We start from the raw sequence: 15,291 nt of genomic DNA, 5'->3' as shown, positions 1-15,291 counted from the left end.
TGATGGCCGCGAGTCCTACAGCGTCAACTCAAATATGACAACAGCGAAGGCAAGGCGCACCAAGCCGCTTATTGCGTCGGGGTCGCCACCGCTCCCACCGTATTGCCGACAGCGCGACCAAAACGGTCGATCTGCTCGTCATAGGTCTTGCGGGTTTTCGGATCGAACACGGCAATCGGCGCTGTGACCACGAGAGAGGCCGCCGTACCGACGCCTTGCGCCGTGCCGATGGCCACGGCGCCCAGACGATCACCGAGACCGATCTGCGAATCCGTGATGGTCTGGCCTGCAACAAGGCGCTGGCCGATCAGCTGCACGACCTCGGGGCTTGAGGCAAACTTGCCGTGATTGAGGCGATCACCCGATTTGAGCTTGGTAAGATCGATGACGGTAATGCCCGCCTTTTCAAGCCCCGAACGATAAGGCTCTATGGACGGATCGATCTGGCCGAGGCGGTCGATATTACCGGAAATGCGCCGCGACACTGCAAGCGCGCGGTCGTCACGCGAGGTGAACAGCGTGAAGCGCGGATGGTCCTTGCCCATCGCCAGAAACTGCTTGGCAAACACATCGACGTCGAGATCGGGTGAAGCCAGAATGACATCGGTGATCTTGGCATTCACGCGCCCGTCGCGGATCGCCATCTGGCGCAGCGCTTCAACCGTCAGCCAGCTGCCCATCGAATGGGCCATCACGGTGATGTCCTTCACCTCCGGCTCACGGGCGATGGCGCGAAGGATCTGTTCCAGCGCGTCGCGGGAATAGTTGGTGCTTTCCTTGTCGTAATTATAGTCGAACACGCTGGCGCGCGACGGCCAGGTAAAGATCACCGGCGCAACATCGGCCCCGGAATCATGCACGATCTGGGCAAAGCGGTAGACGGAATCTTCAAACGTGTTGTTGAAGCCGTGCACGAACACCATCACGCGGCGGCTCTTGGTGAGGTGCGGGCGAACCCAACCTGCCTTCTCAACATCGGTCTTGAGCGGTGTTACGCTGACGGTGGCAAAATCGGTCTGCGGATTGGGCGGCAGCTTCTTTGGCCACTGCACTTCGCCGGCCTTGCGGTTCTTTTCCGGCGGGATGGATACGACGATATCATTGATCGAGACAAGCTTGTCGCGCTCGCCGGAGAACAGAATGCCGGGATTGTCAGATGGGCGGCGGGTGGTTGCGACGAGCAGATCAACCTTGGTCGTTCCGGGCGATGTAACCTCGCCCACCGGCACAAGCACGCCTTCAGGACGACTGGCGCAACCTGCGAGCAGCGTCACCAAAACAAGCAATGCAGGCACAGCCCGACGAAACATGCTCTGCAAAACCAAGCTCCCTTTACGCCACCGCTTCGCACCGAAATCAGACCTGATTTCTGAAAGGCCAGACACGCCACGTCAATGAATTCGCGTTTCTTTTACACTGCGAATTTTGCAGGTTAATATATTCTTGACGGGCCAAGCTCTGCCAAGCCCCTTTTATCCACCACCGAACGATCAGGCCACGGCTGCGGCTTATCGGTTACACACTGTTCAGCAACCAGCACTTTTCCGGAACGCCCCAACGGACGATATAGGGACCAACAGCAAACGCAACTCCCTGAACAAAGGAGGCAATTATGGCTTTGGAACTTACCGGACTGCACCACCTGACGGCCATCACCGCCAATGCACCGGCCAACCGGCGCTTCTACACCGATACGCTCGGGCTGCGGCTCGTCAAGAAGACCGTCAATCAGGACGACACCAGCGCCTACCATCTGTTCTATGCCGATGGTCTGGCATCGCCGGGCACCGACATCACCTTCTTCGACTGGCCGGTCGAGCGCGAACGCCGCGGCACCAACAGCGTGGCCCGCACGGGCCTGCGCGTGAATGGCGTCGAAAGCCTCGACTGGTGGCGCAAGCGCCTGAACGAACAGGGCATCGAAGCCGGCGATATTTTTGAAGTGGCCGGTCGCGCCGTACTCGATTTCGAAGACCCGGAAGGCCAGCGTCTGCGGCTGACCGACGATGGCGGCGCGGGCGACGCCCATAGCTGGGACAGAAGCCCCGTACCCGCCGAGAGGCAGATTCGTGGCCTCGGCCCGATAACGCTGAGCGTCCCCGACCTCGCGCCGACCAGGATCGTGCTCGAAAAGCTGATGAACATGAGCGAGACCGGCGACTATGCCTCGCCCGATGGCGAAGGCCATGTGCATGTCTTCTCGATGGGACCGGGCGGCGCGGCTGCCGAACTTCATGTCGCCGTGCAGCCCAACCTGCCGACAGCATGGCAGGGTGCGGGAGCGGTGCACCATGTCGCCTTCCGCACGCCGGATCAGGAAAGCATGCAGGAATGGGTCGAACGCCTGCGGTCGCTCAGGGTGCCGTCCAGCGGTGAAGTCGAGCGTTACTATTTCCGTTCGCTCTATTTCCGCGAACCGAACGGTATCCTGTTCGAAATCGCAACCGACGGTCCGGGCTTTGCCGTCGATGAACCGCTGGAGAGCCTCGGCGAAAGCCTGTCGCTGCCGCCTTTCCTCGAAAGCAAGCGCGCAGCCATCGAAAAAGGCCTCAAGCCGCTGGACTAAGCAAATAAAAAGGGCCGCCGGAGAAATCCGGCGGCCCTTTTTTCGTTTGATCGACGAGGCATTCAGAGTTTCTGCTTCAGCCAATCGCCTGTGAGGCGAATATCGTCGTCGGTCAGGCCATGCCAGCCCTCGATGGCGTGAACATCGATATCGGCACCATCATCCCGCAGCGCCTTTGCCAATGCGCCCGAAGCATCGCCGAACGGATCGGCTGCGCCGTTCAATTGAAGAACGGCAGCGTCGGAGAGATCGGCGTCCGGCTGTTCCTCCAGAACTTCCGAAGGGCGCAGCAGAACCGCCTTGCGCACGATATGCGGATGAAGCCGCATGAAGGCCGCAAGCAGGTTTGCCCCGTTGGAATTGCCGATAAAGGCCAGTCGGTCCGGGTCGATGTCATAGGCCGCAATCGCGCCCTCAACGAAAGCCTCAAAGGCTTCCGCTTCGAACCGGATGTCCTTCTGATCGAACCGCTTCTGATCGAAACGGCGGAACCAGCGCTGAATGCCCTCCTCCGTGCTGCGACCGCGAACACCGATCAGCGTGGCGCGCGGCGCGGCCAGCCGGGCGAGCGGCATGAGATCATTCTCATTGCCGCCCGAACCGTGCAGCAGGATCAGCGTGCTGCCATCCGGATCTTCCGGCAGGTGAACTCGATGGACGAAGGGCAGATCGCGATAGATCACCCGCTCCTCACCCGGCAGGCCGAATTGCGGCATGCGGGCGCGGATTGCCTGGGCCTGTTTCTCATTGCCCGGCGGCACGAACAGAAGCTGCCCCAATGTTTCCACCGGCTCATCCACGGTAAAACCAGGGGCGTCGGTGGCAAATTCGAACAGGGTTCCGCCCGGCTCACGAACATAGAGCGAGGTGAAATATTTGCGGTCATGCACATTGACCTCGCTGGAATTGAGCTTGGACAGCTCCTTTTCCAGCGTCGTCACATCGTCGGTCGTGCGGGCGCGAAACGCCACATGATCGGCAATGCCGGTCCCCGGAATGCCGGGCCAGAAGCCGCTCGCATCGCGCACATCGATGGCGTCACCGGAATCGGAGACCAGCCGGTCGATGGTTTCTTCCTTCCCCTGATGGCGAAAGCCGAAATATCGCTCGATGAATGCGGCGGTCTGTTCGGGCTGCTCCGACAGGATGGTGGCGGAGCGTATCCGGCGAATGGCGAATTCAGCCGGAATGCCCTCACCGGACCACGGGTCATTGGCCGCAAGATCGCTGCCGACCAGCTTGACGATCACGCCATCGGGATCGCGCAGCCGCAAAACCGGCTCGCCAAATTCCTGCACCGGACCCTCGGACGATACGTGATAACGCAACGCGCGCTCCAGCCAGAAGCCGATGGCCGTGCGGTCGATGGAAAGCGCGATTTCGCTGACCTGCCCGTGACCGACCCGGCCCTTGGAGCCGTCTTCCCAGACCAGAAAGGTGATCAGCGAACCGGGCGTGCCGGAGCGGTCGCCATAGAACAGATGCAGCTGCTCGGCATCCTCGAAGCCGCCCGTCCGCTTGACGATACGCAGACCCAGAAAGCCCGCATAGAAATCGACATTCGCCTGCACCTTGTGCGTGATCAGCGTGAGATGATGGATGCCACTGGTCATGATTGCGATCTCCCGTCCTAATAAAGCTGCACGAGAGATAGTACAGCCAGTGCGGATTGCCCATGGGGCTATACGGTGACGGATTGTCAACGGATGGAGCGTTTGGCTTGTGCAGATTTTGGGGAGGCTCACAAAAAGAAAAAGGCCGCGCGGGAGGAGGATGCGCGGCCTGATCTTCGAATACGGCTGGGAGGAGGAGTGCCGTATTCCGGTATCGAGTTCTGGGAGGAGGAGTGAACTCGATGGCCAAGTTCTAACCCGCTGTACTTTATACAACAACGGCCAATAATGCATGTCAGTTATGCAAATTCCGCACTGCTCAAGAAAAAGGCATCTGCGGAAAATGCAAAAGCGCCGGCAAAAACGGGCGCTTCTGAAGGAAGATTTATATTTATAATCAGCGATTTAGAGGAAATGTGCAATCATCGGCGCAGCCAGTACATTCACCAGTCCAACCAGCACCATGACGAGACCGGCGATGGAACCTTCCTCGCTGCCGATCTGGTGGGCCTTTGCCACACCGGCGCCATGCGCTCCCATGCCGAACAGTGCGCCGCGCGCCAGTGCGGAGCGCAGCGGCAGCCAGTTGAGCATCACTTCGCCAAGCGCCGCGCCGAAAACACCGGTCAGCACCACGAAGATGGCAGTCAGGTCCGGCGTGCCGCCAATGTCGCCCGAAACCGTCATGGCGAACGGCGTGCTCATCGAACGCGGCATCAGGCTGAGGCTGATCGCCTCGTTCAAGCCCAGCAGATGCGCCAGCCCCCAGGCCGAAGCCATGGCCGATGAACTGCCGACCAGCACACCAGCCAGCAAAACCGGCCAGTACCGGCGGATGGTCGCGCGCTGCTGATAGATGGGAATGGCGAAGGCAACCGTTGCAGGGCCGAGCAGCGCCACCAGCCAGTGGGTGGCGCCGAAATAGCCGCGATAGTTTTCATCAAGCGCGACAACCAGCCCCATCAGCAGAAGCGGCGTGACGGCCAAAGGCGTCAGCCACCATAGGGGAAAGCGGCGATAAACGCGCTTGGCCGCGAGATAAAGCAGGATCGTGGCCGCCGACCAGAACAGCGTTGCCACGAAGGGGTTACTTGGCAGCATAACGGAGGCTCCAGCGATAGCAGAGGTCTACCGTCAATGCGGTGACGCTCATCACCGTCAGCGTGCCGAGCAGGATGACGGCCATGATCTTGAGGCCAAGCACACCGATCAGTTCGCGATGCTCAAGGATCGCCAGAACGGCGGGCACGAAGAACAGCAGCATTTCCGCCAGAAACCATTCCGCGCCGCGCTTCATGCTGAACAGGCTGACGCGCCCGCTCAACAAAAGCGCCAACACCAGCGCCATGCCGATGATGCCACCCGGCAGGGGCAGGCCAACCACGCGGACGAAAGCTTCACCCGCCAGCCAGAAGCCGACCAGCGTCGCAATCTGCATCATGCGGCTGTGGTGCAGCGCATAGCGGAAGCGGACGGCGAGAGTACGGGCATTTTTGGAGGCGTTCATTGGCTTCTTCCCGGGCGTTGACCCGTTTGAATTCGGTCTCTTGTGAACAACAATATAGGCCGTCATGGCTTATTCTAGAAATGAATTGATTTCATTGCAGCTATTCCGATATAGAATAGCTCATGAACTTGAGGAGCTTTCAGGCATTTGTGGAGGTGGTGCGGCAGGGCGGGTTTTCCGCCGCGGCCAGAGCCATTCACGCGACCCAGTCCACCGTCAGCAAGGCAGTGAAGCAGCTGGAGGAAGAGCTGGGCCTTGCCCTTCTCGACCGCGACGCTTCCCCGCCCCGCCTGACGGCTGCGGGCGAAATCGTCTATCGCCGATCTATCGCCATGCTGGCCGAGAAAGACGATATGCTGGCGGAACTGGGCGAATTGCGCGGCCTGAAACGCGGTCTGCTGCGCCTCGGCCTGCCGCCCATCGGCTCCAGCGTGCTGTTTGCGCCGGTTTTCGCCGCCTATACCAAGCTTCACCCGGATATCGACATTCAGCTGGTCGAGCATGGCAGCCGCCGCCTGGAAGAGCTGTTGCTGGCGGGTGATGTCGAGCTTGCCGCCTCGCTTCTGCCTGTTGAGGACAGTTTCGAGTGGCAGGATGTACGCTGCGAGCCGGTCGTCGCCCTGCTGCCCGCGACCCATGAGGCCGCCAAAGGCGACGGCGTGACGCTGGACCAGATCGCAGGCTTGCCTTTCATTCTTTTTGAAAGCGGCTTTGCACTCAATCATATCATCCTCGATGCCTGCCAGCAGCATGGCTTTGCCCCCAATGTCGCGGTGCGTTCCAGTCAGATCGATTTCATCGTCGAGCTGGTGGCAGCGGGCATGGGCGTCGGCTTCCTGCCCCTGATGATCGCCGAGCAACGCCATCATTCCGGCGTCCGCATTCAGAAAATCACCGATGCGGACATGAACTGGAACATGGCTCTGATCTGGCGCAAAGGCGCGTTTCTGTCCCATGCGGCGCGGGCCTGGCTGACACTTGCAAGCGGTGGAACGTCAAAAACCCCTTGAAGCGCGCGGGTCGTCGCCTATCTCAAATAGATACACCGACTTTACGCGCCATCCGGCGGCGTTCCGTCTTGATGCTTATCAGCTGAGAAGGAGGCTATGATGGAAGGTCAGGTTATATTCTACAAAGGCGACAGGATCCTCTACCGGCACCATATCGAAGTGCAGGACGACGATTATTCCAAGGGCGTCAATGACGCCTTGATCGCCTTCCAGCGCAACTATGCCGGTTTCGATCTTGCGGGCGACGATATTCACGTCCGCTTCAAGAAGCCTGGAGATGTTTAACGGCTAACATTCCACCGCGACTGGAGCCCGCGTCCGGTTTCATGCCGAACGCGATGGGCTCCTTTTGCCCGCATTGTCAGGCTGCGGCGTAAGCGGCTTCGCGCGCCACGCGGCGGATGTCGTTGCGGCTGAGGCCGAGATCGCTCAGTTCGCGGTCGCTGCAGCTTTCAAGCTCGCGCAGGTTTTCGCAATACTGCATCCAGCGATTGAATTGGGTACGAAGATTGATTGGAAGGCTCATGGCGGTATCCCCTTGTTTTTATCTTCCTCCCAAAAATGAGCTTCCGCCTTTCAAACGCGTTTGAGAAGTGCAGATACTGCATGGCTGCATTGTGATTGGGGAAATCCTGCAAATCAGCCAACATTCTTTTTATCTAAATTAGCTAATGCTTTTAAAATATAAAAATTCCGGTTAGACGGGAAGCAGAACGTCTTTCAAGTCGATTCCCGCCGGTAAAAATGAAGAAAACTCTCATTATAGTCGGTAATGCCCCTTTACCCCGCGACCTGTCGCGCGAGGTTGATGCTGCAGATTTCGTGGTGCGTTTCAACGAGCCCAAGCAATCGATCGGCATGAGCGGCACGCGGACCGACCTCCTGATACTGGCCACCTCCAGCAAGCCGATGCAGCGCCGCCTGCGCGATCCGGGCTTCGTGCAAACCCCGACCTTCCGGGCCGCGAAGGAAGTCATGCTCGCCTATCACCCGAGCATCATGCGTCTTTATCACCCCAAGCCGAATATCCTGTCGCGTCTCAAGGGGCGTCGTTCCGACTGGACCGCCGAAACCATCGAAGTCGTGGGCGCTGCGGGCAAGGAAATCCGCATCATGCCGCCGCAGTTCTACATGGCTGGCTGCAAGGAACTGGGCGTCAGCGAGGAGCAGCTGAGCAAAGTTTTTCCCAGCACCGGCTTTTTCGGCATCTGGCACATGCTGGGCAAATGCCCCGCCGAAAGCTGGGACGTGAAGCTGTGCGGTTTCACCTGGGAAGGCTGGAAACGCCACGCATGGGGCGACGAGCGCAGCTGGGTCGAAAGACAAGTGGCTTCCGGGCGCATCAGCATCATCGAATAGCCCGACCTGCTCGGGCCTTCGCCACAAATCTCGTTAAAAGGAGTATTTGAATGACTGAACCGTTACGCATTTTTATTGGCTGGGACTCCCGCGAACCGATCGCCTATGAAGTCGCCAGGGCCTCGGCGCTGAAACATTCTTCCATTCCGCTGGAGATCGTACCGATCAAGTTGCAGGATCTGGTCGATCAGGGCGTCTATACGCGTGACATCGACCCGCTGGCCTCCACGGAATTCACCTATTCGCGGTTCTTCACGCCCTGGCTTGCCGGCTACAAGGGCTGGGCGCTGTTTTGCGATTGCGACTTCCTGTTTCTCGGCGATATTGCCGGGCTGCAGGCCTATAACGACCCGTCGAAGGCGGTTTACTGCGTGCAGCACGACTATCAGCCGAAAGACAGCGTCAAGATGGATGGCAAGGTGCAGACCACCTATCCGCGCAAGAACTGGTCGTCCTGCATGTTGTTCAATTGCGGGCATCCTTCGACGCAGCAGCTGACGCCGGAACTGGTCAACCGCGAAACAGGCGCTTTTCTGCATCGCATGCAATGGGCTGCCGATGATGAAATCGGCGCCTTGCCGACCGAGTATAACTGGCTTGAAGGCTGGAACGAAAAGCCCGAACACGGCCTGCCGAAAGTCGTGCATTACACCAGCGGCGGTCCCTGGTTCAAAGACTGGCAGAATGTCGATTATGCCGATCTGTGGCGCGCCGAAGCCGACCTTGTGGAACCGGGCTGGAAGCCGGTCTGATCGCCGCTCCTTTCCGGCAAAAATCCTGAAGCTTTTTCATCGGCTCCACGCTACATAGAGACCATGAACGAAACGCGTCATGACTCTCCAGCGCAAAGCGGATCGCAAAAGCCCGCCACGCAACAAAAACCAGACGGCCCGAAAAGGGCCGTGAAGGCCTTCATCATCCATCTGAAGCGGGCGAGCGATCGCCAGCCGCAGGTGGCGCAGCTCATCGAAAGCCTGCCCATGCGGGCCGAGGTGATAGACGCCATTGACGGGCGTGTGCTTGATGGAGAAACGATCCAGCGCGTTTATCGCCGCTCGGTGCACAAGCCCCACTACCCCTTCCCCCTCAGCACCAACGAGATTGCCTGCTTTCTGTCGCATCGCAAGGCATGGCAGGCCATCGTCGATCAGAAGATCGACGCCGGTTTTGTGCTGGAAGATGACGTGGAGCTGACGCCGGAATTTGCCGCCGCTTTTCAGGCCGCGTTGCAGCTTGTCGACCATGACAGCTTCATCCGCTTTCCTTTCCGCGAGCGGGAAACAGGCCGCGAAGTGCTGAATATCGATGGCGTGCGCGTGATCCTGCCCGTACCGGTCGGCCTCGGCATGGTCGCCCAGCTTGTCGGGCGCGACGCGGCGAGACGGCTGCTGGCCGCGACCGAAACTTTCGACCGGCCGGTCGACACCACGGCGCAGATGAACTGGGTGACGGGACTGAAGCCGCTTTCCGTCCTGCCCGGCGGCGTGCGCGAGGTGTCGGTGCGTCTGGGCGGCAGCACCATCCAGAAATCCCGATCCCTGCCCGATAAGCTGAAGCGGGAAATCCTGCGACCGCTTTATCGCTGGAAGATCAAAAATCGTTCTCGCAAGAGTTAGCAATTCCATTCAGGAAAAAACTGATTTAATTATTTATTTTTAAAGATTTAGCGACAAAACAATATTTCGCGCGACCGACTGAACATACAAGATCGAGGATTATCGTGTCCGTCCCAATTCTTCTTTATCACCAGATCGATGTTCCGCCCCGGCACAAGGCGCCTTTTCGCAGCATGACCGTGCATCCCGACCGTTTTGGCAACCAGATGGCCTGGCTCAAGCGCCTCGGCTATCAGGGATTGTCGCTGAAGGATGCGCTGCCCTATATCTATGGTGGCAAAGAGGGGAAAGTCGCGGTCATCACCTTCGATGATGGGTTTGACAATGTCTTCCGCAATGCTCTGCCTATCTTGCAGGAACATGGCTTTACCGCCACGAATTATTTCGTCGCGAACCAGATCGGTGGCTTCAATCTCTGGGATCAGAAAATCGGCGTGGCGCGGGCCGATTGCATGGGCGTCGCCGAAATGCGGGAATGGGCGGCCCTCGGTCACGAAGTCGGGTCACATACGCTCGATCACATCAATCTGAGCACCGCAAACGATACGGATGCTGAAGTGCAGATCCGGCAGTCTCGCGAAAAGATCGAGGACTTGCTTGGTCAGGAAGTCATATCATTCGCCTATCCCTATGGCGGCGAGACTGCGAGAACACGCGAGATCGTCGCGCAGGCCGGGTATAAATACGCCACCACCACGGAAAAGCGCCGCGCAAAAGCCACCGACGACCCGTTCGGCATTCCGCGCCTGACGATCCGGCGTAACGATATATGGCTGCAATTCCTGCGGAAGATCGCCCTGTCCTGAGCCGAAACATAACCGGTTTCAGCTTGCCTTGGCCCGCTCCATGCGGGGCGGCTTCGTCAGGTTTTGCAAATCCACCATGAAGCCGCGTTCGACCAGACATTCCGGTCCCGTATAGTGAACCGAGCCGGAATAGACCAGCGACAGGTCGTCGGAAAACCGCTCGTTGCCGACGATGGCCTTGTAGTGTTCCGAGCCGCCTGCATGGCCGCCCTCTTTCGCGATCCGTTGAAACTCCTCGACCGAGCGCGACGAAAAACGATAGTGCAAAAGCGCCCCGGTGACCGGCAGATAATTGCGGAAGCAAGGGCCCGGCCCGTGAATGCTGCCGCGGCGATAATCGGTCTTGCGGTCCACCCAGATCAGCGGAAACTTGGACAGGCGCATGCTGCGCCCGAACAGGCGCTGCCGCGGCCCACCGCGCACGGCAACGCCGAAACGCTCCTGCTTGACCGTATAGCCGTCGCCGTCGAAATGCGACGACACTTCGAAAGGATATTTCGTTCCGTCATCGACAAAAACGCCATCGCGCAAAAGACCGGCTGGATACATGTCGATCATCGGCGCGAGGCAACGCCGGATACCATGTGCTTCCAGTTCCCCGATGAAATCGCGCAAGCTGCGCTGTTCCATACGCGGGAAGACGAAGAACTCGTCGGCATCCACCGAGAGATACCAGCGGCGGCGACCGTAAATATTGAACAGCGCATCGCGCCAGGCGCGCCCGCGATCCGCCTCAGCATAGCGCACGTCAGAAACGAACAGATCGACATCGGCGGCATTGGCGAGAATTTCGGCCGTGCCGTCATCCGACTTGTCGTCCACGACGATGAAACGCGTGACGCCCAGCGCACGATAATAGCGCAGGAACGAATTCAGATAGGCGCCAGCATTGCGCACCACGCAAATCAGCGGCAGATCATTCGGCAGCAGGGCCGCGAAACTTCCAGCCGAGGCGATCAAATTGGCCTTGCCGCGCTTTTTGGGCACCGACAGCCGCGCATGACGCCAGCGCAGCTTGAACCGCTGGGCCGACGAGGCGCGCCAATAGGCGGCCCAATCCGTTTCTTTTGACGCTGGATAGTGCATTGGCGGCAAAACCGACTTCATACGGGGGATGTCTTTCAGGAAGCGCTAATAAACACTATATCGCTATTCATTCCAGGCAATTCCATGTCAGCAAGAATCACGCTGTGTGATGCGACGATACGAATGCGTGAATGAACGTCTCAGCCATTTTGCCCTTCTGGCTGCATTTGCTTGATCCTGATCAATGCTGCTTCAATAAAACGTGGCAAATTGCCCGCGACCACGCCATGGACCTTAACGGCCAAAAGCGCTAGTTAAGGCAAAGACAAGCGCATCGGCCTAAAAATCGGGAGCGATTTTTCGGAAACACGGTGCGTCGAATCAAATAGTTAGAGCGAGTTTTGTGCGCCCTGAAGGACGCGCTGCCCTCTAAGGAGCGCATGATGGATTATCGCCGGTTTTTCGAAGACGCGATTGATCAGTTGCACGCAGAGAAGCGTTACCGCGTTTTCGCCGACCTGGAACGCATCGTCGGACGTTTCCCCCGCGCGATCTGGCGGAACAATGGCACGGCCCGTGAAATCACCGTTTGGTGTTCCAATGATTATCTCGGCATGGGACACCATCCCGATGTGATCAAGGCCATGTGCGACACCGCAAGCAATGCCGGTTCCGGCGCAGGCGGCACGCGCAACATTTCCGGCAACAACCATCCGCTGGTCGAGCTGGAAGCCGAACTGGCCGACCTGCACGGCAAGGAGGCCGGTCTCGTCTTCACCTCCGGCTTCATTTCCAACGAAGCCTCGATTTCGACCATTGCGCGCCTGCTGCCGAACTGCCTGATCCTGTCCGACGAGCTGAACCATGCCTCGATGATCGAAGGCGTGCGCCGCTCGGGCGCGGAGAAGAAGATTTTCCGTCATAACGACGTCGAGCATCTGGAACAGCTTTTGAAGGCCGCCGATCCGGCGCGCGCAAAGCTGATCGTGTTTGAATCCGTCTATTCGATGGATGGCGATATTGCACCGATCGAGAAGATCGCCGATCTGGCCGACAAGTATAACGCCATGACCTATATTGATGAAGTTCATGCGGTTGGCATGTACGGCAAGCGCGGCGGCGGCATCACCGACCGTGATGGTCTGGCGCACCGCATCGACATCATCGAAGGCACGCTCGCCAAGGCTTTCGGCGCGCTGGGCGGCTATATCACCGGCTCACGCGCCATTATCGATGCCGTGCGTTCCTATGCGCCGGGCTTCATCTTCACGACCGCGCTTCCGCCATCGGTGGCAGCGGCTGCAACGGCTTCGATCCGCCATCTCAAAACCTCGCAGATCGAACGCGACGGCCAGCAGCGTCAAGCGCAGCAGGCCAAGGATGTGCTGTCGGCAGCGGGCCTGCCGGTCATGCCGTCGGACACGCATATCGTGCCCGTGCTGGTCGGCGATCCGGAACTGTGCAAGAAGGCCAGCGACCGGCTGCTCGATGTCCACGGCATCTATATCCAGCCGATCAACTATCCGACTGTGCCGCGCGGCACCGAACGCCTGCGCATCACGCCGTCGCCGCTGCATGACGATGCGCTGATCGACGGGCTGAAAGATGCTCTGCTGGAAGTCTGGAACACGCTTGGCATTCCCTTTGCCGAAACCAATGCCCCGCAGACAGCCAGTTCCGACCGCGTCGTGCCGCTGATGGTGTCCAAGGCGGGCGGATAAGATTCTCGTATACAGCTGAATGAAGAAGGCCGGTTTTCACCGGCCTTTGTTTTAGATTAAAGTCGCTCAATCCATTTCACGAGGCGGGCTGCGGCCTCATCAATCTGATGCGGGGCGCGACCGAAACAAAGGCGGAAGAACGCCTCGCCGCCTTGCCCAAAGGCGCTGCCCGGTGCAAGGCCCACATTGGCCCGGTCGATAATATCGATGGCCGCCTTGACCGAATCCGTCACGCCTTCAACGCCGAAGAACAGATAGAACGCGCCTTCCGGCGGGGCCAGGCGCACCTTGCCGGTTGCCTGCAAGGTCGAGCAAAGCCTGTCGCGGGTGGCGCGGGCACGCTCCACCTGCATGGCGATAAAGGGTTCACCCTGATCGAGCGCGGCCACCGCGCCGCGCTGCATGAATGGCGCCACGCCGGAGTTCGAATACTGGATCATGTTTTCGATCACCGGACCGACGGATGGATGCACCGTCATCCAGCCCACGCGCCAGCCGGTCATCGCCCAGTTCTTGGAGAAGGAATTGACGAAGATGATGCGGTCGTCGGGCTCCATGATTTCCATAAAAGACGGGGCGTGACCGCCGCCATAATAGAAATGCGTATAGATCTCGTCGGCGATGATCCAGAGCCCGTGCTTGCGCGCCAGATCAAGGATGTAACGCAGCGTCTCACGGTCGGCGGTCCATCCGGTCGGGTTGGACGGCGTGTTGATGAACAGCGCGCGGGTGCGGGGCGTGATGGCGGCGGCGACCTTCTCCGGGTCGAGCACCCAGCCATTCGCGCCGAATTCCAGTTCCACCGCGACGGGCACCGCACCTGCAAGACCAGCCGCGCCGACGAAATTCGGCCAGGCCGGCGACAGATAGATCGCTTCCTCGCCCGCACCGACCGTCGCCGTCAGCGCCATTTCGATGGCGTGCATGCCCGAGCCGGTGACGTAGAAATTCTCAGGCTTCAAGGCCAGCGGGAAATGACGCGCATGGTAACGGGCCAGCGCCTCGCGCAGTTCGGGAATACCGGCCTGCCATGTATAGAAGGTCTCGCCGTCGGTAATGCTTTTCTGCGCCGCATCGCGGATGAAATCCGGCGTCGGCAGATCGCCTTCGCCCACCCATAACGGAATGAGCCCTTCGCGGCCCCTGCCATGATTGGCAACGGCGACAATGCCGCTTTCTGGCGCTTGCGCTGCTTCACGGCGGAGACTGGCTAAAAGTGTCATGATGATCCTGCGCTACTTGCTCTATGTCTATCGGCCTTAGCAAGACGCGAGCACAAAATCACTCGGCATTTTGTGATGATCCGATCATCGGTATTGATGAATGCCAAAACAAAAACGGAGCCCTTGCAGGCTCCGTCTTGTAACGCAAAGAAAAAATCCCGATCAGGCCTTCTTGGCAAGAAGATCGCGGATTTCGGTCAGCAGCACTTCCTCGCGCGGAGCTTCCGGCTCAGGCTTTGCTTCTTCCTTCTTCTTCATGCGGTTCATGCCCTTGACGACAAGGAACAGCACCCAGGCGATAATCAGGAAATTGATCAGCAGGGTCACGAAGTTACCGTAAGCAACGGTTGCACCGGCTTCACGGGCGGCGGCAAGCGTGGACTTCGGCTCGCCGGCAAGCTGGATGAACATGTTCGAGAAATCGATACCGCCGGTGATCAGACCGATGATCGGCATGATGATATCGTTGACGATGGAATTGACGAGGCCACCGAAGGCGCCGCCGATAATCACACCGATGGCCAGATCGACCATATTGCCCTTGAGAGCGAATTCCCTGAATTCTTTCAACATTCGTCAGTCTCCCTCACGATTGCATTCCACATAACCGGGCCGTCGTTGCTGCGGTGCGTTCGTCAATTAATATGGCGTCAGATCGCTCCGACGGTGAACGATAGGACCGCTCCTGACAGGGGGAGGCTCGAAGAACGGTTCTATCAAACTGTATTTCGCTTAGTTTGTATTCGAAAAACTTCAAAGAAAAGATAAACGCGGATATCGACGGGTAAAACATCCGCTTTTTCATCAATATTCTTGCACGCAGGACATGAAAGTGCTTGCGTCA

At 58.8% G+C, this 15,291-nt stretch carries 16 protein-coding genes; 8 read left to right on the top strand and 8 right to left on the bottom strand.

Translation table 11 applies throughout. The features are described from left to right. Positions 1 to 68: 68 nt before the first annotated feature. Positions 69 to 1,310 carry an alpha/beta hydrolase gene (locus D8666_RS08685; RefSeq protein WP_121537264.1) on the bottom strand — a complete coding sequence of 414 codons (1,242 nt, stop codon included), beginning with the start codon at positions 1,308 to 1,310 and terminating at the stop codon, positions 69 to 71. 302 nt (positions 1,311 to 1,612) lie between these two features. Between D8666_RS08685 and D8666_RS08680 the strand changes: the two genes are divergently transcribed. After that, positions 1,613 to 2,566, top strand: coding sequence for a ring-cleaving dioxygenase (locus tag D8666_RS08680; RefSeq protein WP_109368369.1), 954 nt, complete (start codon positions 1,613 to 1,615; stop codon positions 2,564 to 2,566). Between the two features lie 62 nt (positions 2,567 to 2,628). On the opposite strand, the gene D8666_RS08675 is transcribed toward D8666_RS08680, so the two are convergent. The 3 genes from D8666_RS08675 to D8666_RS08665 form a co-directional block, all read right to left on the bottom strand. Then, positions 2,629 to 4,179 carry a VOC family protein gene (locus D8666_RS08675; protein WP_109368368.1) on the bottom strand — a complete coding sequence of 517 codons (1,551 nt, stop codon included), beginning with the start codon at positions 4,177 to 4,179 and terminating at the stop codon, positions 2,629 to 2,631. 405 nt (positions 4,180 to 4,584) lie between these two features. Further along, a complete protein-coding gene (locus D8666_RS08670) occupies positions 4,585 to 5,280 on the bottom strand; it encodes an LrgB family protein (protein WP_109368367.1) in 696 nt (231 codons plus the stop codon). Beyond that, positions 5,267 to 5,686: a CidA/LrgA family protein gene (locus tag D8666_RS08665; protein WP_109368366.1), complete on the bottom strand. Its 420-nt coding sequence runs from the start codon at positions 5,684 to 5,686 to the stop codon at positions 5,267 to 5,269. Before D8666_RS08665 ends, D8666_RS08670 begins: the two co-directional genes overlap by 14 nt. A 122-nt stretch (positions 5,687 to 5,808) precedes the next feature. Here D8666_RS08665 and D8666_RS08660 point away from each other — a divergent pair, with 122 nt between their 5' ends. Beyond that, positions 5,809 to 6,696: a LysR family transcriptional regulator gene (locus D8666_RS08660; protein WP_109368365.1), complete on the top strand. Its 888-nt coding sequence runs from the start codon at positions 5,809 to 5,811 to the stop codon at positions 6,694 to 6,696. Positions 6,697 to 6,795: 99 nt separating this feature from the next. After that, entirely contained in the window at positions 6,796 to 6,981 is a 186-nt protein-coding gene (locus D8666_RS08655; protein ID WP_109370167.1) for a hypothetical protein, read from the top strand. A gap of 76 nt (positions 6,982 to 7,057) precedes the next feature. Here D8666_RS08655 and D8666_RS24190 read toward each other — a convergent pair whose 3' ends face one another. Beyond that, positions 7,058 to 7,222 carry a DUF1127 domain-containing protein gene (locus D8666_RS24190; protein WP_210261360.1) on the bottom strand — a complete coding sequence of 55 codons (165 nt, stop codon included), beginning with the start codon at positions 7,220 to 7,222 and terminating at the stop codon, positions 7,058 to 7,060. 218 nt (positions 7,223 to 7,440) lie between these two features. Here D8666_RS24190 and D8666_RS08645 point away from each other — a divergent pair, with 218 nt between their 5' ends. From D8666_RS08645 to D8666_RS08630, 4 genes are all read left to right on the top strand, one after another. After that, positions 7,441 to 8,055: a glycosyltransferase family 29 protein gene (locus D8666_RS08645; RefSeq protein WP_109368364.1), complete on the top strand. Its 615-nt coding sequence runs from the start codon at positions 7,441 to 7,443 to the stop codon at positions 8,053 to 8,055. 50 nt (positions 8,056 to 8,105) lie between these two features. Then, on the top strand, positions 8,106 to 8,807 hold the full coding sequence (locus D8666_RS08640; protein ID WP_121537262.1) for a glycosyltransferase: 702 nt from the start codon (positions 8,106 to 8,108) through the stop codon (positions 8,805 to 8,807). A gap of 63 nt (positions 8,808 to 8,870) precedes the next feature. Then, positions 8,871 to 9,671 carry a glycosyltransferase family 25 protein gene (locus tag D8666_RS08635; protein WP_121537260.1) on the top strand — a complete coding sequence of 267 codons (801 nt, stop codon included), beginning with the start codon at positions 8,871 to 8,873 and terminating at the stop codon, positions 9,669 to 9,671. A 104-nt stretch (positions 9,672 to 9,775) separates the two neighbouring features. Then, a complete protein-coding gene (locus D8666_RS08630; protein WP_109368361.1) occupies positions 9,776 to 10,477 on the top strand; it encodes a polysaccharide deacetylase family protein in 702 nt (233 codons plus the stop codon). An 18-nt stretch (positions 10,478 to 10,495) separates the two neighbouring features. Here D8666_RS08630 and D8666_RS08625 read toward each other — a convergent pair whose 3' ends face one another. Beyond that, the gene (locus D8666_RS08625) at positions 10,496 to 11,563 is read right to left on the bottom strand and encodes a glycosyltransferase family 2 protein (protein WP_235858906.1); all 1,068 of its coding nucleotides are present in this window, start codon (positions 11,561 to 11,563) and stop codon (positions 10,496 to 10,498) included. A gap of 383 nt (positions 11,564 to 11,946) precedes the next feature. Here D8666_RS08625 and hemA point away from each other — a divergent pair, with 383 nt between their 5' ends. Next, complete coding sequence (gene hemA, locus D8666_RS08620) at positions 11,947 to 13,224, top strand: 5-aminolevulinate synthase (protein WP_121537256.1); 1,278 nt, start codon at positions 11,947 to 11,949, stop codon at positions 13,222 to 13,224. Between the two features lie 56 nt (positions 13,225 to 13,280). Here the strand turns inward: hemA and D8666_RS08615 are convergent, their stop codons facing one another. Beyond that, positions 13,281 to 14,447 carry a pyridoxal phosphate-dependent aminotransferase gene (locus tag D8666_RS08615; protein ID WP_121537254.1) on the bottom strand — a complete coding sequence of 389 codons (1,167 nt, stop codon included), beginning with the start codon at positions 14,445 to 14,447 and terminating at the stop codon, positions 13,281 to 13,283. Positions 14,448 to 14,609: 162 nt separating this feature from the next. Then, positions 14,610 to 15,020, bottom strand: coding sequence for a large conductance mechanosensitive channel protein MscL (gene mscL, locus D8666_RS08610; RefSeq protein WP_109368357.1), 411 nt, complete (start codon positions 15,018 to 15,020; stop codon positions 14,610 to 14,612). Between the last annotated feature and the right edge of the window lie 271 nt (positions 15,021 to 15,291).

It is taken from the genome of Ochrobactrum soli (genome assembly GCF_003664555.1).
In the GTDB taxonomy this organism is placed as follows: domain Bacteria; phylum Pseudomonadota; class Alphaproteobacteria; order Rhizobiales; family Rhizobiaceae; genus Brucella; species Brucella teleogrylli.
The sequence above is the reverse complement of the archived record's forward strand: the minus strand, read 5'-3'. Positions and strand labels throughout refer to the sequence as shown.

What these genes read in the sequence shown, in the direction of transcription:
- D8666_RS08685 (WP_121537264.1), bottom strand. Translation starts at nt 1,310, where the DNA reads ATGTTTCGTCGGGCTGTGCCTGCATTGCTTGTTTTGGTGACGCTGCTC.
- D8666_RS08680 (WP_109368369.1), top strand. Translation starts at nt 1,613, where the DNA reads ATGGCTTTGGAACTTACCGGACTGCACCACCTGACGGCCATCACCGCC.
- D8666_RS08675 (WP_109368368.1), bottom strand. Translation starts at nt 4,179, where the DNA reads ATGACCAGTGGCATCCATCATCTCACGCTGATCACGCACAAGGTGCAG.
- D8666_RS08670 (WP_109368367.1), bottom strand. Translation starts at nt 5,280, where the DNA reads ATGCTGCCAAGTAACCCCTTCGTGGCAACGCTGTTCTGGTCGGCGGCC.
- D8666_RS08665 (WP_109368366.1), bottom strand. Translation starts at nt 5,686, where the DNA reads ATGAACGCCTCCAAAAATGCCCGTACTCTCGCCGTCCGCTTCCGCTAT.
- D8666_RS08660 (WP_109368365.1), top strand. Translation starts at nt 5,809, where the DNA reads ATGAACTTGAGGAGCTTTCAGGCATTTGTGGAGGTGGTGCGGCAGGGC.
- D8666_RS08655 (WP_109370167.1), top strand. Translation starts at nt 6,796, where the DNA reads ATGGAAGGTCAGGTTATATTCTACAAAGGCGACAGGATCCTCTACCGG.
- D8666_RS24190 (WP_210261360.1), bottom strand. Translation starts at nt 7,222, where the DNA reads ATGAGCCTTCCAATCAATCTTCGTACCCAATTCAATCGCTGGATGCAG.
- D8666_RS08645 (WP_109368364.1), top strand. Translation starts at nt 7,441, where the DNA reads ATGAAGAAAACTCTCATTATAGTCGGTAATGCCCCTTTACCCCGCGAC.
- D8666_RS08640 (WP_121537262.1), top strand. Translation starts at nt 8,106, where the DNA reads ATGACTGAACCGTTACGCATTTTTATTGGCTGGGACTCCCGCGAACCG.
- D8666_RS08635 (WP_121537260.1), top strand. Translation starts at nt 8,871, where the DNA reads ATGAACGAAACGCGTCATGACTCTCCAGCGCAAAGCGGATCGCAAAAG.
- D8666_RS08625 (WP_235858906.1), bottom strand. Translation starts at nt 11,563, where the DNA reads ATGCACTATCCAGCGTCAAAAGAAACGGATTGGGCCGCCTATTGGCGC.
- hemA (WP_121537256.1), top strand. Translation starts at nt 11,947, where the DNA reads ATGGATTATCGCCGGTTTTTCGAAGACGCGATTGATCAGTTGCACGCA.
- D8666_RS08615 (WP_121537254.1), bottom strand. Translation starts at nt 14,447, where the DNA reads ATGACACTTTTAGCCAGTCTCCGCCGTGAAGCAGCGCAAGCGCCAGAA.
- mscL (WP_109368357.1), bottom strand. Translation starts at nt 15,020, where the DNA reads ATGTTGAAAGAATTCAGGGAATTCGCTCTCAAGGGCAATATGGTCGAT.